Origin of the sequence: Amycolatopsis tucumanensis (assembly GCF_021654135.1) — a bacterium.
Taxonomy (GTDB): Bacteria; Actinomycetota; Actinomycetes; order Mycobacteriales; family Pseudonocardiaceae; genus Amycolatopsis_E; species Amycolatopsis_E tucumanensis.
In genome coordinates, this window is the sequence record NZ_JAKGSD010000037.1 from 17,505 (window position 1) to 38,158 (window position 20,654).

The 20,654-nt window shown below is 73.8% G+C and carries 21 protein-coding genes; 11 read left to right on the forward strand and 10 right to left on the reverse strand.

All coding sequences use genetic code 11. The features are described from left to right. The first annotated feature begins 39 nt into the window (after positions 1-39). Complete coding sequence (locus tag L2C96_RS29645) at positions 40-978, forward strand: zinc-binding dehydrogenase (RefSeq protein WP_237338534.1); 939 nt, start codon at positions 40-42, stop codon at positions 976-978. Here the strand turns inward: L2C96_RS29645 and L2C96_RS29650 are convergent. After that, positions 884-1,801 (reverse strand): DMT family transporter, encoded by a 918-nt coding sequence (locus L2C96_RS29650; RefSeq protein ID WP_237338535.1) that lies wholly within the window; start codon positions 1,799-1,801, stop codon positions 884-886. The genes L2C96_RS29645 and L2C96_RS29650 overlap by 95 nt on opposite strands. A gap of 52 nt (positions 1,802-1,853) precedes the next feature. On the opposite strand from L2C96_RS29650, the gene L2C96_RS29655 reads away from it, so the two are divergent. Then, on the forward strand, positions 1,854-2,582 hold the full coding sequence (locus L2C96_RS29655) for a CGNR zinc finger domain-containing protein (RefSeq protein WP_237338536.1): 729 nt from the start codon (positions 1,854-1,856) through the stop codon (positions 2,580-2,582). A 158-nt stretch (positions 2,583-2,740) separates the two neighbouring features. Here the strand turns inward: L2C96_RS29655 and L2C96_RS29660 are convergent, their stop codons facing one another. From L2C96_RS29660 to L2C96_RS29675, 4 genes are read right to left on the reverse strand one after another with little or no spacing between them, the layout of a single operon-like run. Further along, positions 2,741-3,775, reverse strand: coding sequence for a DNA polymerase IV (locus L2C96_RS29660; protein ID WP_237338537.1), 1,035 nt, complete (start codon positions 3,773-3,775; stop codon positions 2,741-2,743). 10 nt (positions 3,776-3,785) lie between these two features. Beyond that, entirely contained in the window at positions 3,786-4,094 is a 309-nt protein-coding gene (locus L2C96_RS29665) for an AtuA-related protein (protein ID WP_228685280.1), read from the reverse strand. Further along, positions 4,094-5,386: an acyclic terpene utilization AtuA family protein gene (locus L2C96_RS29670; protein ID WP_237338538.1), complete on the reverse strand. Its 1,293-nt coding sequence runs from the start codon at positions 5,384-5,386 to the stop codon at positions 4,094-4,096. The genes L2C96_RS29665 and L2C96_RS29670 overlap by 1 nt, the downstream gene beginning before the upstream one ends. A gap of 8 nt (positions 5,387-5,394) precedes the next feature. After that, complete coding sequence (locus tag L2C96_RS29675; RefSeq protein ID WP_237338539.1) at positions 5,395-6,669, reverse strand: CitMHS family transporter; 1,275 nt, start codon at positions 6,667-6,669, stop codon at positions 5,395-5,397. A 99-nt stretch (positions 6,670-6,768) separates the two neighbouring features. On the opposite strand from L2C96_RS29675, the gene L2C96_RS29680 reads away from it, so the two are divergent. Further along, complete coding sequence (locus L2C96_RS29680) at positions 6,769-7,773, forward strand: LysR family transcriptional regulator (RefSeq protein ID WP_020420615.1); 1,005 nt, start codon at positions 6,769-6,771, stop codon at positions 7,771-7,773. On the opposite strand, the gene L2C96_RS29685 is transcribed toward L2C96_RS29680, so the two are convergent. The 3 genes from L2C96_RS29685 to L2C96_RS29695 form a co-directional block, all read right to left on the reverse strand. After that, positions 7,694-9,610 carry a primary-amine oxidase gene (locus tag L2C96_RS29685; RefSeq protein WP_237338540.1) on the reverse strand — a complete coding sequence of 639 codons (1,917 nt, stop codon included), beginning with the start codon at positions 9,608-9,610 and terminating at the stop codon, positions 7,694-7,696. The genes L2C96_RS29680 and L2C96_RS29685 overlap by 80 nt on opposite strands. 11 nt (positions 9,611-9,621) lie before the next feature. After that, entirely contained in the window at positions 9,622-11,022 is a 1,401-nt protein-coding gene (locus L2C96_RS29690) for an APC family permease (RefSeq protein ID WP_237338541.1), read from the reverse strand. Between the two features lie 214 nt (positions 11,023-11,236). Then, a complete protein-coding gene (locus L2C96_RS29695; protein ID WP_237338542.1) occupies positions 11,237-11,482 on the reverse strand; it encodes a hypothetical protein in 246 nt (81 codons plus the stop codon). 323 nt (positions 11,483-11,805) lie between these two features. Between L2C96_RS29695 and L2C96_RS29700 the strand changes: the two genes are divergently transcribed. From L2C96_RS29700 to L2C96_RS29715, 4 genes are all read left to right on the forward strand, one after another. Further along, positions 11,806-12,702: an APC family permease gene (locus tag L2C96_RS29700; RefSeq protein ID WP_237338543.1), complete on the forward strand. Its 897-nt coding sequence runs from the start codon at positions 11,806-11,808 to the stop codon at positions 12,700-12,702. Further along, positions 12,699-13,445, forward strand: a complete 747-nt coding sequence (locus L2C96_RS29705; RefSeq protein WP_027930622.1) for an IclR family transcriptional regulator — start codon at positions 12,699-12,701, stop codon at positions 13,443-13,445. Before L2C96_RS29700 ends, L2C96_RS29705 begins: the two co-directional genes overlap by 4 nt. A 69-nt stretch (positions 13,446-13,514) precedes the next feature. Further along, a complete protein-coding gene (locus L2C96_RS29710; protein WP_237338544.1) occupies positions 13,515-14,000 on the forward strand; it encodes a pyridoxamine 5'-phosphate oxidase family protein in 486 nt (161 codons plus the stop codon). Between the two features lie 9 nt (positions 14,001-14,009). After that, positions 14,010-14,930 (forward strand): ABC transporter substrate-binding protein, encoded by a 921-nt coding sequence (locus L2C96_RS29715; RefSeq protein WP_237338545.1) that lies wholly within the window; start codon positions 14,010-14,012, stop codon positions 14,928-14,930. Here L2C96_RS29715 and L2C96_RS29720 read toward each other — a convergent pair. Beyond that, entirely contained in the window at positions 14,885-15,388 is a 504-nt protein-coding gene (locus tag L2C96_RS29720) for an OsmC family protein (protein WP_020420622.1), read from the reverse strand. The genes L2C96_RS29715 and L2C96_RS29720 overlap by 46 nt on opposite strands. 150 nt (positions 15,389-15,538) lie before the next feature. Between L2C96_RS29720 and lysA the strand changes: the two genes are divergently transcribed. The 3 genes from lysA to L2C96_RS29735 are packed head-to-tail and all read left to right on the forward strand — an operon-like array spanning position 15,539 to position 17,723. Further along, a complete protein-coding gene (gene lysA / locus L2C96_RS29725; protein WP_237338546.1) occupies positions 15,539-16,855 on the forward strand; it encodes a diaminopimelate decarboxylase in 1,317 nt (438 codons plus the stop codon). 23 nt (positions 16,856-16,878) lie between these two features. Beyond that, positions 16,879-17,322, forward strand: a complete 444-nt coding sequence (locus L2C96_RS29730; protein ID WP_020420624.1) for a GlcG/HbpS family heme-binding protein — start codon at positions 16,879-16,881, stop codon at positions 17,320-17,322. Between the two features lie 17 nt (positions 17,323-17,339). Beyond that, a complete protein-coding gene (locus L2C96_RS29735; RefSeq protein WP_237338547.1) occupies positions 17,340-17,723 on the forward strand; it encodes a VOC family protein in 384 nt (127 codons plus the stop codon). Here the strand turns inward: L2C96_RS29735 and L2C96_RS29740 are convergent. Next, positions 17,618-18,610: a LysR family transcriptional regulator gene (locus L2C96_RS29740; RefSeq protein ID WP_237338548.1), complete on the reverse strand. Its 993-nt coding sequence runs from the start codon at positions 18,608-18,610 to the stop codon at positions 17,618-17,620. The genes L2C96_RS29735 and L2C96_RS29740 overlap by 106 nt on opposite strands. Positions 18,611-18,693: 83 nt before the next feature. Between L2C96_RS29740 and L2C96_RS29745 the strand changes: the two genes are divergently transcribed. Further along, positions 18,694-20,481 (forward strand): gamma-glutamyltransferase family protein, encoded by a 1,788-nt coding sequence (locus tag L2C96_RS29745; RefSeq protein WP_237338549.1) that lies wholly within the window; start codon positions 18,694-18,696, stop codon positions 20,479-20,481. Positions 20,482-20,654: the final 173 nt, after the last annotated feature.

The following is a 20,654-nucleotide window of genomic DNA, read 5'->3' on the forward strand; positions in this document are numbered from 1 at the left end:
GCTTGACCTCCAGCGTGGTGGAGGTTGCAGCCTGGCCCCATGCGCGTGATCGAGGCGGTGCGGTTCGGCGGCCCCGAAGTGCTGCGGGTGAAGCGGGTGCCCGACCCGCACCCGGGGCCCGGGCAGGTCGTGGTCGAGGTGAAGGTGGCCGGCGTGCTGTGGATCGACACGGTGATCCGCCGCGGCGAGGCCGGGCACCTGTTCCCGGTGACGCCGCCGTACGTGCCCGGCGCGGGCGCCGCCGGACAGGTCACGGAGATCGGCGCGGGGACGGACCCGTCGTGGTGCGGCGAGTGGGTGCTGGCCGACGTCCACGGCGCGTACGCCGAACAGGTGCCGGCCACGCCCGGGCAGCTGATCCGCGTCCCGCCCGGCGTGGGGTTGCGGGAGGCGGTGGCGTTGCTGCACGACGGATCCACCGCGCTGGCGGTGTTCGAGCGGGCCGCGGTGCGGCGCGGTGAGCGGGTGCTGGTGCAGCCGGCCGCGGGCGGGCTGGGCACCCTGCTGGTGCAGCTCGCGCACGCGGCGGGGGCGTACGTGATCGGCGTGGCGCGGGGCGCGGAGAAGCTGGAGATGGTGCGCGCGCTGGGCGCGGACGCGGTGGCCGACTACAGCGAGCCCGGCTGGACCGACGAGGTGGGGCCGGTGGACGTGGCGTTCGACGGGGTGGGCGGCGACCTGGGCCGGGCGGCGGCCAAGCTGGTCGTGACGGGCGGGCGGTACTCGAACTACGGGTGGGCCGGCGGCGCGCCGGTCGCGGTGGACGAGGTGCGGCCGGACGTGACGGCCTACGGCCTGGAGCAGTTGCGGGAGTACGAGCCCGGCCGCCGCGCCCGCACCGAACGGATGCTGCGCCTGGCCGCCCGTGGCGCGGTGCGCACGGTCATCGGGCAGACCTTCCCGCTGAGTCGCGCCGCGGACGCGCACCGCGCGCTGGAGTCCCGCTGCGGCAAGGGGAAGACGCTGCTGGTGATCTAGTGGCCAGTACCGCGCCGGCCAGCACCAGGGCGCAGCCGAGCAGCTGCGGTGGCGACAGCCGTTCCCCCAGCACCAGTGCGCCCAGCACGACCGCGCCCACCGGGGTGAGCAGGAGCAGCACCGCCCCGACCGCGCTGGGCAGCCGCGGCGTGTTGGTCGCGACCAGGAGCCAGCCGACGACCTGCCCGCACACCGCGACGACCACCAGCCAGCCGATCGCGGCCCACCCCGGCGTCAGGTCGAGCCCGTAGCCGAGGAACCCGGCGGCCAGCGACACGACCGCGGCGGAGGCGGTGACGACGAGGTAGGCCCGCCGGGTCCGCCCGTCCTGCCCGCCGCGGCGCAGCAGGTACAGGAAGCCCGAGTAGCACAGGGCGGCCAGTGACGCGTGGATCGTCCCGGCCACCGACGCCGGGCCGCCGGTCACGCCCGCGGCGAGCACCACTCCCGGCAGCACCAGCGCGACCACCGCGAAGTAGCGGCGGGACACCGGCTCCCGGTCGGCTGCCCAGGCGATCACCGGCACGAGCACGACCTGCAGGTTGACCAGCACGGTGGACAGCCCGGCCCCGATCTCGCCGATCGCCTGCGTCCACAGCAGACTGTCCCCGGCGAACAACGCGCCCGCCAGGACCGCGCGCACCCGTTCGGATCGGTCGAGCGCGCCGCCGTGTTCGGCGCGGGCGAGCACCGCCAGCGGGGCCAGCGCGAACAGGCACCGGTAGAACGAGGCGGTGCCCGGCGCCGTCCCGGACAGCTCGATCAGCACGGCCGACGCGGAGACGGCGAGCGCCCCCGTCGCGACACCCCAGGCAGGTCGCATACCCGTCGGCTACCCGTGGACCTAACAGCCAAACACCGGTTATGCTCGTTAGATGTTCGTCGGCGGTCACGTGGCGCTCGACCTGGTCAACACGGTCGCGTGGCGCCTGGACCCGGCACGCCGCGAGGAGCGGCTACCGGACGACGACGCGCTGCGGCGCTGGGCCGAGGCGGCGGGGTTCACGGTGGCTCCGGACGGTGGCGTGGCGGAGGTGCGGGAGGCGGCCCACCAGGTGCCGGAGCCGCCCAGCACGGTCCCGGACGGTGACGTGGCCGAGGTGCGCGAGCTCCGGGAAGCGGCCCACCAGGCGCCGGAGCCGCCCAGCACGGTCCGGGACGGTTGCGTCGCCGAGGTGCGCGAACTCCGGGAAGCGGCCCACCGGGTGCTGGAGCCGGGCGGTGGCGTGGCTGAGGTGCGCGAGCTCCGGGAGGCAGCCCACCGGGTGCTGGAGCCGCTGGCGACCGGCGCGGAGCCCGGGGACGTCGAACCGTTGCGGCGGCTGATCGTGGGTGCGCTGGCGCGGGCGGAGGTCGTGTCGGTGGTGCCGCTCGAGTGGCGGATCCCGCTCCACGGCACGCGGGACCTGCGCGACGCGCTCGCGCTGGAGACGTGGCGGCTGCTGCAGTTCGAGGACCTGACCCGGCTGCGCCGCTGCGCCGACGAGGGCTGCGGATGGCTCTTCCTGGACCGCAGCCGCAACGGCTCCCGCCGCTGGTGCAGCTCCGCCGACTGCGGCAACCGGGAGCGGGCCCGGCGCCACTACCACCGCGCCCGGCACTGACACACCCCGCCTACCGGCACGGCATGTGCGAGATGTGCGGCGCACAGCGCCGGCAGGGTCAGACCGTCGCCCCGGGGCAGTGGCCTCGCTCGTCGCGGGCTCGCCGCCACTACCACCGCGCCCGGCCGTCCCCCGAAACCACACAACCGGGGCGGGCATCACTCGTCGCGGTTGAACTCGGCTCGTACGCCCAGCAGGCGCACCGGCCGGGTCCACTCGAAACGGTCCAACAACGACAGTGCCGCGCGCTCGATCTCCACCGGATCGCTCGTCGGCGCGGGCAGGGTCAGGCTGCGCGTGTAGGTGAGGAACGGCTTGAACCGCACCTTCACCCCGATCCGCACCGCGGGGCGCCCCTCCCCCACGACGTCCTCCGCGACCCGCGCCGCCAGTGCCGACACCTGCGCGTCCACCGCGGCGCGGTCGTCCAGATCCGTCTGGAACGTCGTCTCCCGGCTCCGCGACCTCGCCAGGTACGGCGTCGCGGTCACCTCGGTGTCCCCGGCCCCCTGGGCGAGCAGCCGGTACCACGGCCCCATCGTCGGCCCGAACCGCGCCGCCAGCTCGTCCGGGTCGGCCGTGCCGAGGTCCCGCACCGTGGTCAGCCCGGCCTCCGCCAGCTTCTTCGCCGTCTTGCGCCCGATCCCCCACAGCGCGTCGGTCGGCCGGTCAGCCATCACCGCGACCCAGTTCGCCCGCGTCAGCCGGTAGATCCCGCCCGGCTTGGCGAACCCGGTCGCGATCTTGGCCCGCACCTTGTTGTCCCCGATCCCGACCGCGCACGACATCCCGGTCTCCGCGGCCACCCGCGCCCGGATGTCCGCCGCCAGCGCCTCCGGGTCCGCCACCCGGGCGCCGACGAACGCCTCGTCCCACCCGATCACCTCGACGACCACCGGGAAGCCCCGCAGCGTCGCCATCACCCGCTCCGAGACCTCTTCGTAGGCCTCCTTGTCGACCGGCAGGAAGACCGCGTCCGGGCACCGCTTCGCCGCCGTCCGCAACGGCATGCCGGACTGGATCCCGAACTCGCGCGCCTCGTACGACGCGGTCGCCACGACCGCCCGCTCGGAGGGGTCCCCGTTCCCGCCGACCACCACCGGTTTCCCGCGCAGCTCGGGGTGCCGGGCGACCTCGACCGCCGCGATGAACTGGTCCAGGTCCACGTGCAGGACCCAGTCGTCCGCAGACACGCCACCCAGGCTAGCCGGACAGCTCGATCTCCATCGCCAGCAGACGCGAACTCAGCCCCTTGCCGTGGGTGTCCAGCGCGAGCGACGTCGTCACCCCGCCGTCGAGCGCCTGACGGCACCGGAATTGCAGCGCACACAGCTTCGGCAGCACGTAACGCACCACCTCGCCGCGCACCTGACCAGCGAGGTGTTCGCGCACCCGCTCCGCCGTCACCTCGCGCTCCAGGTCCGCGAAATGCCGGTCGTCGAAGGGGAACAGCGACAGGATCGACGTGTCGCCCTTGTCGCCGGCCCGGCAGTGCGCGACCTCGTGCAACATCACCCGCACGATGGAACTCCGATCACGGTCACCGCGGGCTCGACCCGGTCCCGGTCGATCAGCGTGGACACGATCCCGATCACCTCCGTCACGGCCGTCCGGACGCCACCGCCCCCGGCCGGCCCGTTCGTGTAGAGCGCCTCCACCTCGTGGCACACGACCTCGGCCGACGCCCGGTCCGCGGCCGACGCGGCGATCCGCAACCGGCACTCCGGCGACCCCTCCGCCCCCAGCACGTCGGCCCGCACGCGGGTGCCCGCGAGCCGCCGCAGGACCACCTCACCGGCCAGCTCGGCGCGCGCCCGGGCGCCCGGTCCGGCGTAGGAAATCCCGGCTTCGGCCCGCCACCCGGCGCGGTAGCCGACGCTGACCTTGAACTTCTCCGGCCGCGCCCGCCCGACCGCGCCGCACACCGCCACCCGGTCCGGCCCGGTCTCGGCAACGGTCACCTCGCGCAGGTCGAGCGTGACGTCCGGGGTGAGGTAGGCCGTCGGGTCGGTGACCTCGTACAGCAATTGCTCCCGCACCGTCGCGCGGGACACCAGACCGCCGGTGCCGGGCAGTTTCGACACCTCCACGTCGCCGTCGGCGGTCACGTCGGCGTACGGGAACCCCAGCTCGGCCAGCCCGGGCACGTCCTTGCGACCGGGGTCGGCGAAGTACCCGCCGGTGAGCTGCCCGGCGCACTCCAGCAGGTGCCCGGCCACGGTCCCGGCGGCCATCGCCGCGGGATCGCGCAGGTCCCACCCGAGCCGCTGGGCCAGTGGCGCGGCGAACAACGAGGGATCGGCGACGCGGCCGGTGAGCACCACGTCCGCACCGGTCTCCAGCGCCGGCATGATCTGCTCGGCGCCGAGGTAGGCGTTGGCGGACACCAGTTCCCCGTGCTCGGCCAGCGGGCGGCCGGTTTCCAGCGCCGGGGCGGACGGGTCGATCCGGTCGAGCACGTCGTCCCCGGTCACCACCGCGACGGACAGGCCGAGGCCGAGCCGCTCGACCAGCTCCGCCGTCACCCGGCCGGCGGCAAGGGGGTTCGCCGCGCCCATGTTCGTGATCACCCGCACGCCCCGCGCGGCGCAGAGGGGCAGCAGCCGTTCGAACCGGGCGAGCAGCCGCGGATCGTACCCCGTCGCGGAGTCGGCCAGCCTGCGCTGCTGGCCGAGCGCGATCGTGCGCTCCGCCAGGCATTCCAGCACGAGGTCGTCGAGCTCCCCGTCGCGGGCGAGCGCTTCCGCGGGCTCGAACCGGTCCCCCGCGAAGCCGGCTCCCCCGCCGATCCGTACGCAGTTCATGCTCTCCCTCAGATCGCGCCCACGGCCAGGGCGACGGCGGTCATCACGACGGTGGTCCCGAACGCCCACTTGAAGGCGAACCGCTGGTGCTCGCCCAGGTCCACGCCCGCCATGCCGACGAGGATGAACGTGGACGCGGTCAGCGGGCTGAGCGGGAACCCGGTGGTCATCTGCCCGAGCAGCGCGGCGCGGGCGATCTCGGCCGGGTCGCCGCCGAGCGCGGCGCTGGTCTCGGCGAGCACCGGCATCACCCCGAAGTAGTAGGCGTCGGGGGTGAACACGAGGCTCAGCGGCATCCCGGTCAACGCGGTCAGCGCCGGCAGCGCGCCGCCGGCCCAGTCCGGCACGACGCTCACCAGCGCCCGCGCCATCGCCTCGATCATCCCGGTGCCGGACAGGATCCCGGTGAACACCCCGGCGGCGAAGATCATCGTGGTCACCAGCACCACGTTGTGCCCGTGCTTTTCGAACAGCTCCTGCTGCTGGCTCCACTTCGGACGGTTGATCAGCAGTGCGAGCACGAACGCGCCGACGAACAGCACCTCCAGCTTCGCCACCTGGGCCAGCAGGGCGGCCACCAGCGCGAGGGTGAGCACGACGTTGGCCCAGTACCGGACGCGCTCGGCCCGGGTGCGTTCCACGGCGGCGGCCGGGCCGTCCAGGTCGAGCACCCCGATCCGCTTGCGCTCGGCGCGGCCGATCAGCCACGCGGCGACGAGCACCCACGCGATCCCGGCCAGCATCGCGGGCAGCAGCGGCAGGAAGATGCGGCCGCTGTCGGCGTCCAGCGCGGCCATCGCCCGCGCGGTCGGGCCGCCCCACGGCACCAGGTTCATCACCCCGGCGCCGAGTGCGACGACCCCGGCGAGCACCAGCCGGCGCATCCCCATCCGCTGGTAGATCGGCAGCAGCGCGGACACCGTGATCAGGAACGTCGAGGCGCCGTCGCCGTCGAGGGCGACCAGCACGGTGAGCGCCGCGGTCCCGACCGTGATCTTCAGCGGGTCGCCGCCCGCCCACCGCAGGATCCGCCGCACGGCCGGGTCGAACAGGCCGGCGTCGATCATCAGGCAGAAGTAGAGGACCGCGAAGGTGATCATGATCGCGACCGGGGCGACGGTGGTGAGCCCCTTGCCGATCAGCTCGCCCAGCCGCGGGGCCGCGCCCACGGCGAGCGCGGCGACGACCGGGACGACGGTCAGCGCCAGCAGGACCGAGACGCGGCGCGAGAGCACCCCGGCGAGGAACACGCCGATCGTCAGAAAGCCCGCCAGGGCAAGCATCTCGGGGACCTCCAGTGCGCTGTCGACGGTGACGTCTGCCGACTCTGCGGCATCACAGCTATCGAGGTCAAACAAGAATTCGGCATAGACTCATGCACCATGCGCATGGATCTGACGGTGCAGCAGCTCCGGGCCGTGGTCGAGGTGGCCGACGCGGGCGGGTTCACCACGGCCGCCCAGCGGTTGCACCTGGCCCAGTCGTCGCTGAGCCGCACGGTCGCCGAGGTGGAGCGCAAGGTGGGCGTGGCGTTGTTCGAGCGGACCACCCGGCGGCTCGTGCCGACCGCGGAGGGCGTGGAGTTCACCCGGATCGCGCGCGAGGTGCTGGCCTCGTTCGACGCCGGGCTGCGGCACTTCACCGGATTCCTCGCCGGCACCCGCGGGCACGTCCGGGTGGCGACCCTGCCGTCGCTGGCGGCGATCCTGCTGCCCCCGGTCATCGCCCGCTACCGCCACGAATGGCCCGGCGTGGAACTGTCCATCGAGGACTGCCTGTCGGACGAGGTGCTCGCCCGGGTGCGGTCGGGCGCGGTGGACCTCGCGGTCACCGTCGTCGGCGAGGCCCCGGACGACCTGGAGGTGCAGCCGCTGGCCGCCGACGAGTGCTGCTGCGTCTTTCCGCCCGGCCACCCCTTCGCGGACGCGGAAACCCTGTCCTGGCAACGGATCCAGGGCGAGCCGTTCATCGCCTTCTCCCCCGGCAGCAGCATCCGCCCGCTGGTCGACCACGCGCTCGCCGAGGCCGGGGTCGCGCCCGGCCACACGATCGAAGCACGCAACATCGCCGCGGTCGCCGGGCTCGCCGCCGCCGGACTGGGCGTCTCCGCGATCCCCGGCCTGGTGCTGCCACTGGTCGCCTTCGCCGGGCTGCGCAGCCTGCCGCTGGACGGGCCGCGCGCCGAACGAACGGTCGCGCTGGTCCGAGACCCGTCCCGGCCGCGCCCGCGGGCCGTCGCCGCGTTCACCGAGGCCCTCCTCCAGGCCCGGGACCGCGGCGACGGCCTGCCGGCTCACACGCGCTGGCTCACCCGCCGTGGCAGTGACCGCCCGTCGACGGCGGCACGTCCAGCGTCGGGTTCCGGTCGAAGAACCCCACCGGCTTGAGCTTGAACCCGGTGTAGTCCACCGGCATCACCGGCCAGTCCTCCGGGCGCGGGAAGTGCGTCAGCCCGAAGGTGTGCCACAGCACGATGTCCTCGCCGTCGATGTCCCGGTCGGCCGCGGTCCACGCGGGCAGCCCGGCGCCGCCGGGGTTCTGGTTCACCAGGTCGCCGGCCGGGTAGCGCTCGGCGTCGGAGTAGCGGGTCACCCACAGGTGCTTCGTGGCGAAGGTGGCCCGCGCGTGCACCGACGAGGACTCGTCCGCCAGCAACGTCGGCTGGCCCTCCGGGTAGAGCACGTAGGCCGGGTTGCGGCCGAAGCGGTTCTGCCGGTCCGGGTTGACGATGTGCCACACCCGGCCGCGGGTGTTGTCGGCCGCCCGCGCCGCTTCGGACTCACGGGTCAACCGCGTGCGGGCCTCGCGGAAGGCGTTGCCGTACGGGTTGGCCTCGCTCACCGGCACCCGCACCGCGTCGACCTCGTCCACGGCGTTGCGGTCGCCGTCGACGCTGACGTCCAGCCGCGCGCAGAACAGGTGCTGGTGGTAGGGCGCGCCGAGGCCGGGCGCCATTTCGGTGGCGTACTCGTGCCCCTCCGCGGGGTAGGCCGAGGTGAACGTGATGCCGGTGGCCTTGGCCTCCAGCTCGATCGTGCCGTCGAGGTAGAAGTACCAGTAGAAGCCGTAGTCGTAGTTGCCGATCGTGGTGAAGAACGACACCACCAGCCGCCGCTGCCGCCGCGTCTCGTGCGAGCCGGCGAACATGTCGCTGTGCTTCCACAGCACGCCGAAGTCCTCTTCGTGCATGCAGATCGCGTTGCGGATGGTGCGCGGCTCGCCCAGGTCGTCGGCCACCACCGCGTCGAAGTAGCGGATCTCGCCGAGGCAGTCGCAGCCCAGCTCCAGCGAGTTGGTGTAGCGGGCGAACATGTACTCGCCGCAGTCGAAGTAGTTCTGCCAGAACCGCACCGGCGACGGGTCGGCGTAGGGCACCACCATCTCGGCCACCGACGCCCGGTACAGCACCGGCCGCTCGTGGAACGAGATCTCGTGCAGGGTGAGGCCTTCCCGCTCGTTGAAGCCGATCCGCAGGTCCCAGTTCTCCCACCGCACCCGGCTGCCCTCGACCGCGTAGCTCGGGCCGTCCGGCTGGGTGATCTCGATCGGCTTGAGCGTGGTGCGGTGCGGCCCGGTCTGCGCCGGGTCGTCGAAGTTGCCCGGCTCCTGCGGCACCGGCAGCTCCCGGTGGTCGATCACGGTCGTCACCGCGCGGGCGGTGAGGTCGACGTAGGCGACCAGCCCGTCCACCGGGTGCGCCCATGGGTGGTCCTTCTCGTGGAGCTGCTGGAAGCCCAGCGCCCGCACCACGCGGCGGCCGGTCTCCCCGGGGTGGTCGTAGGAACCGGCGGACAGCGGCACCGCGCGCACGGTGGCCGGGTCCAGGCCGCGCTTGCGCAGGGCATCGGTCCACCGCGGCTCGGCGTTGAGGATGTCCTCGATCAGCTCGAACTCGGTGTCGATGATCGGCGGCTGACCGTCGGCGACCGGGTCGACCTCCCGCAGTTCGTCCACAGTGGACCGGGTGGCCGACACGACGACGTCCTTCGACGAGCCGTCGGCCAGGTCGAGCAGGATCGCCCGGAACCGGCGGTCCACCTCGTCGCCCGGCCGGTGCGCGCGCACCACGGCCTTGCCCGGCTCCTCCAGCGCCAGGAAGGCGAACCGGACGGACTCTCCCAGCAGCCCGGCGGCGCTGAGCACCTCCCGGACCGCGCGGACCTCGTCCTCGGTCATCGGGTCGAGCGGGTGCGTCGTGGTGGTGCGTTCTTCGGCGAGTGTCATCGGCGATCCTTTCAGGCGAGGGCGGGTTCGGTGGCGGGCGAGCGCAGGACGGCCGAGAGCACGGCCCCGAGGGCGAACGCTCCGGCGAGCACGGCGAAGATGACGGCGGCCAGGCCGAACGAGCCGCCGATGAGCGTCGGGAAGTTGAGCACGGTCAGCACCAGGCACGTGCCCAGCCCGGCCAGGCCGAGCACCGGCGCGGCGAACGTGTGCCAGGCGCGCCGGTCCACCCGCGTGCGGCGGAAGAACACCACCACAGCCGAGCACGTGAGCGTCATGAGCACGAGCACGCCGAGGGTCGCGGTGCCGGCCATCCACGAGAACACCTGGGTGACCGGGTCCATCCCGGCCAGGGCGAACACCGCGATCAGCACGACCGCGCTGACCGACTGCGCGAGCGAGGAGACGTGCGGCGAACCGTGCCGGTGGTGGCTGCGGCCGCAGGCGGCGGGCAGCGCGCCGGAGTTGCCGAGCGAGAACGCGTACCGGGCGATGACGTTGTGGAACGACAGCAGCGCGGCGAACAGGCTGGTGATCAGCAGGACCTGCACGACGTCGGCGCCCGCGGTGCCCAGGTAGCGGCCGACCGTGGTGATCAGCATGTTGCCCGGGTCCGCGCCGGCCTGCTCGACCGCGCCCGCGTCGCCCCACGCGGAGACGACCGCCCAGCTGGACAGCGTGTAGAACCCGGCGATGAGCAGCAGCGACAGGTAGGTGGCGCGCGGGATGGTGCGGGCCGGGTCGCGGGCCTCGTCGCGGAACACCGCGGTGGCCTCGAACCCGATGAAGCTGGCGATGGCGAACATGATCGCGATGCCCACCGAGCCGGAACCGATCTGCGCCGGCTGCAGGAACGCCGTCGACAGGCCGCCATCGCCGCCGCGCGCGGTGACGACCGCGTCGAAGACCAGCACGATCCCGGCCTCGCACAGCAGCAGCACGCCGAGCACCTTGCTGCTCAGCTCGATGTGCCGGTAGCCGAGCAGGCCGACCACGGCGAGCGCGGCCAGCGACCACACCCACCACGGCAGCGCGGGGCCGCCGTAGTGCTGCACCAGCCCGTCGAGGGCGGCGCCGAGGTAGCCGTAGACGGCCAGCTGCACCGCGGTGTAGGTGACCAGGGCGAGGAACGCCGCGCCGAGGCCGGGCGCGCGGCCGAGACCCTCGCGGACGTAGGCGTAGAAGGCGCCCGCGTTGGGCACGTGGCGGCTCATCGCGCAGAACCCGACCGCGAACAGCAGGAGGACCACGCAGCACAGCACGAAGGTGGCGGGGAAGGCGGCGCCGTTGCCGAGCGCGACGCCCAGCGGCACGCTGCCGGCGACCACCGTGAGCGGCGCGGCGGCCGCGACGACCATGAAGACGATGGAGCCGGCGCCCAGTGAACCGGTCAGCGACCGTGGCGTATCCATGAGACCTCCGGGGACTCAGCGGGGATTTCCGGTGACGGCTGCACAGCGTTGAGCAGCAACGTTGCGCCGCCGTCAGCCGCCGGTCAAACCCCGGTCTCCGCCGCCGGGAAGTCCTGCGGTGGCGTTCTCCCAACGCGGGAACGGCTCCGGTGTTTTTCTCATTTGACGCTCGCGGCCATGTCCTCGGACGTAACCCCGGAGTTACAGTGCCGGGTTACCGTCCACAGAGGAGGAAATGCCGGATGTCCGTGCCACCCCGGGTGCTGCCGCCGTTGCGGCGCGAGTCCCCGATGTCCGGGCTCGACCGCCGCAACCTCGGTCCGCTGCAGGTGTTCGCGCAGTCGATCTCGGCCGCGGCGCCGTCGGCGGCCATGGCGGCCGCGCCCGCGGTCGCCGCGGCAGGGGCCGGGACCGGGGTGCTGTGGTCGTTCGTCGTCGCGACCGTGCTCGCGCTGCTCATCGGGCTGGGAATCGCCCAGTTCACCCGCCGTATGGCGGCGGCCGGGTCGCTGTACAGCCTGACGGCGAAGGGTCTCGGCCCGGCCGCGGCGTTCGCGTGCGGCTGCGCGTTGCTGATCGGCTACGGCCTGCTGACGATGGCCGCGCTCACCGGGTCCGGCGTCTACCTGCAGGACCTGCTGCGGCGCGCCGGGCTGGACCTGGGCTGGGGCCTGGTCGCGGTGCTCGTGCTGGTGCTGGGCGGGCTGGCGACGGCGTGCGTGCTGCGGGGCGTGCGGTTGTCGGCGACGGTGGTGCTCGTCGCCGAGGCCGTCGATCTCGCTGATGCTGGTGGTGTTCGGGTTGCTGCTGGCCAGGGTCGGCCCCGGGCTGGCGCCTGCCGCGCCGGACCGGGGCGTCGGCGGGATCGCGGCCGGGGTGCTGCCCGCGCTCGGCGCGTTCATCGGGTTCGAGGCGGCGGCGTCGTACGGGGTCGAGGCCCGGCGGCCGTTCCGGACCGTGCCGCGGGCGGTGCAGGGCACGGCCGCGTTGTGCGGCGTGCTGTACCTGGTGGCGGCGTACACGCAGGTCATCGGCCTGGGCGCGCTGCCGGGCGGGCTCGCCGGGCAGGCCGAGCCGGTCAGCACGCTGGCCGCGCTGCAGCAGCTGCCGTGGCTGTCCTACCTGCTCGACCTCGGCATCGCGGCGTCGTTCCTGGCGTGCACGCTGGCGACCGGCAACGCGCTGGTGCGGGTGCTGCTGTCCATGGGGCGCGAAGGGGTGGCGCCGGCCGCGCTGGGCCGGACGCACCCGCGGTACCGGACGCCGCACGTCGCGATCCTGGCCGTGCTGCCGCCGGTCGCGGTCGTGCCGGTCGTGCTGATGGCCGCCGGGATGAGCACCACGTCGGTGTTCGTCACGCTGCTCAACGTCGCGGTGTTCGGCTACCTGGTGGCCTACCTGCTGGTGTGTGTGGCGGCGCCGGTGTTCCTGCACCGGATCGGCGAGCTGACCCGGGGGGCGCTGGTGGTCGGCGCGATCACCGCGCCCGCGCTGCTGGCGGCGCTGGTCGTGTTCACGGCCGACAACCTGGGCGGCCCGTACCCGGCGGTGTTCGGGCTGTGCGCGCTCGCCGGCCTGGCCTGGTTCGCCTGGCTGCGCCGGCGGCGGCCGCGGGACCTGGCGCGGGTCGGGATCTACGACGAGACGTCCGAGGCCGACCTGCTTGGCGGCGAGCGGTGAGCCCGGAGACGCCGCTGTCCGGCCGCCAGCCGAAGGCGGTCCGCAGCGCGCTGGCGGTGCTGGAGGAGGTCGTGGCGGCCGGGCCGGGGGTCACGGCGAAGGAGATCTCGGCCGCGTTGAAACTGCCCCCGGCGACGACCTACCGGCTGCTGAACCTGCTCGTCGGCGAGGAGTACCTGGTGCGGTTGCCGGACCTGCGGGGGTTCGCGCTGGGCCGGCGCGCCGGGCGGCTGGCGACCCCGGTGGCGGTGCGCCCGCCCGCCGCGGCGAGGGCGATCGTGGAGCACCTGCGGCAGCGGGTGCGGTGGGGTGTGCACCTGGCGTCCTACCGGACCGGGCGGCTCACGCTCGTCGACCCGGATCCGGACCACCCGCCGTCGGACGGGGCGCTGCTCGCCCGCTACCCGCACGTGTCCGCGCTGGGCAAGCTGCTGCTCGCCGAGCAGGCCGACTGGCGCGCGGTGGTGCGGGAGCTGCGGTCGTTCACCGAGCGGACGATCGTCGACGCCGACCGCCTGGACGCCGAACTCGCCGCGGTCGCGCGCGACGGGCTGGCCCGGCAGTGCGGTGAGCTGCTGGAACGCAAGGGCTGCCTGGCGGTGGCGATCCGGGACGTGGTCACCGGCGAGCTGGTCGCCGGGCTCGCGGTGAGCGGGCCGGCGGAACGGGTCGCCGAGCCGAACGCCGAGCTCGTGGCGCTGGTGCGCGACCACGCCGGGCAATTGGCGCCACTTCTCGCGTGAGCGATGTCGAGAACGCGGAAGCGGCTCCGTCCCCGGCGTGACACACCCCGGAAACCGGAGGAGACGGACATGGATGTCACCGCTGAACTGGCCAAGCCGATCGCGCGGGAGCTGCTGCAGTCGAACATCCCCGCGCGGCTGGCGTACGACGGACTGGACGGCGAGCCCCGGGTGATCCCGATCGGGTTCTGGTGGGACGGCGAGCACCTGGTCATGGCCACCGTGCCGAAGTCGGCGAAGGTCGCGGCCCTGCGCCGCAACCCGCGCGTGGCGATCACCATCGACCGCATGGACCCGTGGCCCCCGCGCGTGCTGCTGATCCGCGGCACCGCACGCCTGGAACTGGTCGACGGCGTCCCCGACGCCTACATCGAGGCGTCCCGGAAGGTGACGCCCGCCGAGGTGTTCGAGTCCTGGGAGCAGGGCGTGCGGGCGCTGTACGAGCAGATGGTGGTCATCACGATCTCGCCGGACTGGGCCAAGCTGCTCGACTTCGAGACGACGCTGCCCAAGGCGGTGGAGGACCTGCTCGCGGAGCACCAGGCGAGGGCCTAGGCTCGCAGCGTGCGGATCGTCTCCTTGTTGCCCGCCGCCACCGATCTGGTGGCCGAGCTGGGGCTGGCCGGGCAGCTGGTCGGGCGGACGCACGAGTGTGACTGGCCGCCCGGTGTCGAGGACGTGCCCGTCGTCACCGGCAGCGGCCTGCACACCGCCATGAGCAGCCGCGAGATCTCGCAGGCCGTCGGGGGCGCCCACGCCGGCTCCGCGCTCTACGCCCTCGACGCGGCGAAACTCGCCGCACTCCGGCCCGACGTCGTGCTCACCCAGGACCTCTGCGAGGTCTGCGCGGTGTCCTACCGCCGGGTCACCGACGCAGTCCGCATGATGGACGCCGGGCCGCGGGTGCTGAGCCTCGAACCCCGCACGCTCGCCGAGGTGCTGGACTGCCTGCTGCTGCTCGGCGACGTCCTCGGCGTGCCGGACGTCGCCCACGCGAAACACGCGGAACTACTCACCCGCCTCGCGGACCTGCGGGAGCGGACCCGGGACCTGCCCCGGCCCCGGGTCGCCGCGATCGAATGGCTCGACCCGGTCTGGCCTGCCGGGCACTGGGTGCCCGAACAGATCGCCGCCGCCGGTGGGGAGCCCCTGCTGGCCCGGCCGGGCGAGCACACGAAGGCCATCGACTGGGCCGCGGTGGCCGCCGCCGAACCCGACGTCCTCCTCCTGCTCCCCTGCGGCCTGCCGCCGGAGCGCACCGAGGCCGAACTCGGCCTGCTCACGAGCCGGCCGGGCTGGGCGGACCTGCCCGCCGTGCGCGCCGGGCAGGTGTGGATCCTCGACGGCCCGTCCTACTTCAACCGCCCCGGCCCGCGCGTCGTGCGCGGCGCGGAGATCCTCGCCCACGTGCTGCACGGCATCGGGACCGTCGAGCCGGGTCAGGCGAGGCGCACCTCGATCTCCGGCGGCGTCCGCAACGTCTGATACACCACGCAGTACCGCTCGGTCAGCTTCCGCAGCGTCGCGAGCTGCTCCTCGGACGCGTCGGTGTCGAGGTCGAACGACAACCGGATCGCCTGGAAGCCCACCGGCGCGGACTTGTCGACGCCGAGCGTGCCGCGGAAGTCCAGGTCGCCCTCGGCCCGCACGGTCCCGCCGCGGATCTCCAGCCCCAGCGACGTCGCCACCGCCCGCAGCGTCACCCCGGAGCACGCGACCAGCGCCTCCAGCAGCATGTCGCCGGAGCACGCGAGGCTGCCGTCGCCACCGGTGGCCGGGTGCAGGCCGGCCTCGACCACCGCCCGCCCGGTCTCCACCTTGCACGAGATGCCCAGCCCGTCGAGCTCCGCGTTGGCGCGCAAGGTGATCAGCGCCTGAGCCGGGTCCTCCCGGTAGCGCTCCTTGAGCGGCGCCTGCAGTTCCCTGAGTTCGCCTGCGTCCATGCCCGCCAGTATGACCGCGTGAACGGGCTCACGCCGGTGTCAAGGCCGGATCAAGACCGGGCCCGCGCGTGTCATCGCCGCGTCAGCCCGGGGTCCGCGCGGCCCGCCGCGGAGATTTCCTTCGGTGCAGGGAAACCGAAGGAGGACGTCATGACACTCGCCGAGGTGCTGCCCAGTGTGGGGCTCGCCGGAGAACCGCCGCTGGAACCCGGCCTGTGGCCGCGCACCACCCGCCTCACCGAGGGCGGCGACCTGACCTGCGGCGGCGTGCGCCTGACCCGGCTCGCCGCGCGGTTCGGCACGCCGGTGCAGGTCTTCGACGAAACCGAGATCCGCGGCCGCGCCGAATCGCTGCGCGCCGCGTTCCCCGGTGCCGAGATCGCCTTCGCCACCAAGGCCCTGCCGGTGCGCGGTGTGCTCCGGGTGCTGGGTTTCGGCGCGGACGTGTGCTCGGCGGGCGAGATCGCGATGGCGCGCTCGGCGGGCGTGCCGGGCGAGCGGATCCTGGTGCACGGCAACGTGAAGACCCCGGAGGACCTCAAGGCCGCGTTCACCGCGCACGCCGGCCGGATCGTCGCCGACTCCGCCGACGAGATCGACCAGCTCGCCGCGCTCGCCCCCGCCGGGCAGCGGGTCCTCGTGCGGGTCACCCCCGGCGTCGACGCGCACACGCACCGCGCGCTGGCCACCGCCGTCGAAGGCCAGAAGTTCGGGTTCTCCCTCGCCTCCGGCGCCGCGTTGGAAGCCGTCGGGCAGGTCCTGGCCCAGCCGGGCCTGCGCGCCGCCGGGTTGCACTGCCACCTCGGCTCGCAGGTGCGCGACACGGGCGCCTACGCCGAAGCCGTGCGCCGCATGGTGGGGCTGCTGGCCGAGGTCCGCGAGCGGCACGGGGTGACGCTGGACCAGATCGACCTCGGCGGCGGCTTCGCGGTCCCCTACCGCGCCGGCGAGCAGGCGTTCGACCTGACCGGCGCCGCCCGCCGGATCCTGGGCACGCTGCGCCTGGAGTGCGAGCGTCACCGGCTCCCGGTGCCGCGGCTGGTGCTGGAACCCGGCCGCTGGCTCGTCGCGACGGCCGGGATCACGCTGTACCGGGTGGCCGCGGTCAAGAACGGGTTCGTCGCCGTCGACGGCGGCATGAGCGACAACCCGCGCCCGGCGCTGTACGGCGCGCGCTACACCGCCCGGCTCGTCGGGCGGCACACCAAGGCGCCGCGCCGCCCGTGGATTATCGCGGGCAGGCACTGCGAGGCCGGCGACGTCCTGGCCGAGGACGTGCCGCTGCCCGCCGACATCCGCCCCGGCGACCTGCTGGCGGTGCCGGTGAGCGGCGCCTACCACCACGCGCTGGCCTCGAACTACAACCTGGTGGGCCGTCCGCCGCTGGTCGCCGTGGCCGACGGCGCACCGCGCGTGCTGGTGCGCCGCGAAACCGAGGAGGACCTGCTGCGCCGCGACCTCGGCTGACCGGGCGGGCTACGTTGAAGATCATGAACGACACCCCTCGCCTCCCCGGACTCCGGCTCGCCGACGCCGATGCGCTGGTGAACAGCGCGCTGGGCGTCGCCGCGGAGCGGGGCTTCCCGCCACTCGCGGTGGCCGTCCTCGACGTCGCCGGGGAGGTGATCGCGCTGCGGCGGGCGGACGGCGGCATGCCCATGACCAGCCGCATCGCGGTGGCCAAGGCGCGCACCGCGTTGCTCACGCTGCGGCCGTCCGGGGCGCTCGAGCTGCCCGGCGCGATCGTCGGCAGCATCCAGCACCTCTACGACGGCGACTACGTCCCGTTCGCGGGCGGGGTCCTGGTCACCGACGGGGATGTGGTCCTCGGCGCCGCGGGCGCCTCCGGCGGTCACGCCCGCGAGGACGACGAGGCCGTGCGCACCGCCGTGCAGCGCTGGCAGGAGGACCTGCTGCGCCGCGACCCCGGCTGATCGGGGAAGCTCGGCGCATGGTCTCGGTATTGCAGAACGTCGCGATCGACTGCGCGGACGCCTACGAGCTGGCCCGGTTCTGGAGCGCGGTGACCGGCCGTCCGCTGCACCCGGACGACCGGCCGGGCGAGCCGGAGACGCAGGTGCTGCTCGCCGAGGGTCCGGTGCTGCACTTCAACCAGGTGCCGGAGCCCAAGACGATCAAGAACCGGATCCACCTGTGCCTGCGCCCGGAGACCTCGCGCGACGAGGAGGTGGCGCGGTTGCTGGGCCTCGGCGCCACGTTCGTCGCCGATCACCGGAACCCGGACGGGTCCGGCTGGGCCGTCCTCGCCGACCCCGAGGGCAACGAGTTCTGCGTGCTCCGCAGCGACTCCGACCGGGCCGCCATGGAGTCCTGACCCGCCTGGGCAGTCCCGAGCGTGGTGTCGATGAACGCGCGGGTCGCCGCGGTCACCGGGCCGCCGCGGTGCACCAGCCACTGCGGCAGCCGCTCCGGCGGGTCGAACCGGTAGACGTCCGCGCCCGCCCGTACCGCGAGGTCGGACCAGCCGTCCGGCATCAGCCCGGCGCCGATGCCCTTGAGCACCATCGGCAGCACCACGCCCCGGTCCCCGGCCTCGGCCGCGATCGTCATGTCGCCGACGGTCGCGGCCAGCCGGTCGAACAGGGCCCGCACCGCGGTGGCCGGCTTGGTGACCACGAACCGCATGCCGCGCAGCACCTCCGGGCTCACCGACGGCCCCGGCACGTCCAGCGCGCCGGGCGGCACGACCAGCAGGAACTCCTCGTCCCGCAGGTGGTGCGTCACGAGCCCCTGCCCGGACGGGCGCTCCGCGCTGCCGCACACCCCGACCTCGCACCGGCCCTGCAGGACCATCGCGACCACCTCGGCCGCCGACATCGCCGACGAGGTGCTGACGGTGACCCCCGGGTGCCGCCGGGCAAGCTCGGCGATCACGCTGGTCACCGGTTCCAGCCCGGACGACGAGGTCGCGGCGACGTCCACCCGCCCGGCCGCGCCGTCCCCGATCGCCCCCGCCGCGGCCCGCAACGCGTCCAGGTCGCGCAGCACCAGCCGGGCCCGGTCGGCCAGCGCCTCCCCGGCGGTGCTCAGCACGGCGTGCCGCCCGACCCGGTGGAACAGCGTGACGCCCAGCTCGTGCTCGAGCTTGCCGATCGAGCGGGACAGCGAGGGCTGCGCGACGTGCAGCGCCTTGGCCGCCGCGGTGAACCCGCCGTGCTCGACGATCGCGATGAAGTACTCCAGCTGGCGGCGTTCCACCACACTCCCATCGATAGCGAACGGCTATGGCGATGGTGTCACAGATGTCTTGGACGTTCACCCGGTCGAGGGTGTCTACTCGAACCGTGTTCACCACCCGCCCGACGCTGCAAGGCACCCATGGCATGGTGTCGTCGACCCACTGGCTCGCCTCCGCCACCGCGATGGCGGTGCTGGAGGACGACGGCAACGCCTTCGACGCGGCCGTGGCCGCCGGGTTCGTGCTGCACGTCGTCGAACCGCACCTGAACGGCCCGGCCGGTGAGGTGCCGATCATCCTCGCGCCCGCCGGGCAGGCGCCGCGCGTGCTGTGCGGGCAGGGCCCGGCCCCGGCCGGGGCGACGGTCGCGCACTACACCTCGCTCGGCCTGGACCTGGTGCCCGGCACCGGCCCGCTGGCCGCAGCCGTGCCCGGCGCGTTCGACGCGTGGATGCTGCTGCTGCGCGACCACGGCACGAAGACGCTGGCCGAGGTGCTGAAGTACGCGATCGCCTACGCCGAGAACGGGCACCCGGCGGTGGAGCGGATCGGCTCGACCGTCGCCAGCGTGCGGGAGCTGTTCGAGACCGAGTGGACCAGCTCGGCGGAGGTGTACCTGCGCGACGGGCGCCCGCCGGCGCCCGGCGAGATGCTGCGCAACCCGGCGCTGGCCGCGACCTGGCGGCGCGTGATCGCCGAGGCCGAGGCCGCCGGCCCGGGCCGGGAGACGCAGATCGACGCCGCCCGCCGGATCTGGCGCGAGGGCTTCATCGCCGAGGCGATCGCCGAGGCCGCCGCCCGGCCGACCATGGACACCTCCGGCGAGCGGCACGCCGGCACCCTGACCGCCGACGACCTCGCCGCGTTCGAGGCGGGCTACGAGGACCCGGTCACCTACGACTGGCAGGGCTGGACGGTCGCGAAGTGCGGACTGTGGAGCCAGGGGCCGTCGTTCCTGCAGCAGCTCGCCCTGCTGCCGGACGGCCTCGAGTACGGCACCCCGGACTACCTGCACACGCTGATCGAGGGCACCAAGCTCGCCATGGCCGACCGCGAGGCGTGGTACGGCGACAGCGCGGACGTCTCCCTGGACACCCTGCTTTCCGTGTCCTACAACGAATCCCGCCGCGCCCTGATCGGCGAGCGGGCGTCGGCGGAGCTGCGGCCGGGTTCGCCGGACGGACGCCGGCCGCGGCTGAGCAAGCAGGCCGAACTGTCCGTCGGTGGCGCGGTCCCGCCGCCACCGGCCGCGGGCGCGGGTGAGCCGACCGTCGCCAAGGACGGCGCGACGCGCGGCGACACCTGCCACCTCGACGTGGCCGACCGGTGGGGCAACATGATCGCCGCCACCCCGAGCGGCGGCTGGCTGCAGTCCAATCCGGTCATCCCGGCGCTCGGTTTCCCGCTGGGCACCCGGCTGCAGATGTCCTGGCTGGACGAGGGGCTGCCCAACTCGCTGGTGCCGGGCCGCCGCCCACGCACGACGCTGTCCCCGTCGATGGCGCTGCGCGACGGTGTGCCGGTGCTCGCGTTCGGCACGCCCGGCGGGGACCAGCAGGACCAGTGGAGCGTGCATTTCTTCCTCGCCGTCGCGTTGCGGCAAAAGGTGCGCGGAAGTCTCGATCTGCAGGGCGCGATCGACGCCCCGAACTGGCACACCGACAGTTTCCCGAGTTCGTTCTACCCGCGCGCGATGCGTCCCGGAAGTGTCACCGTGGAATCGCGGATCGGCGATTCCACGATCGCCGAACTGCGGCGGCGCGGGCACGACGTCGAAATCGCCGGCCCGTGGTCGGAAGGCCGCCTCTGCGCGGTCGCCCGCGACCCGGAAACCGGTGTCCTGTCAGCGGGTTCGAACCCGCGCGGCATGCAGGGCTACGCCGCCGGACGGTAGTCGGCGGCAATCCGGAAAACGGAAGACAGCGGTTCGGACCATCCCCCCGGACCGCTGTTTCTTCCTGCCCGCACCGCAGCGGAAAATCGTTACCCGAATTAACCCGCCGGAAATCGATGACAAACAACGGGAAACTACCGTAAGCTGCGCACACGTTCGATCGCGCGGGAGTT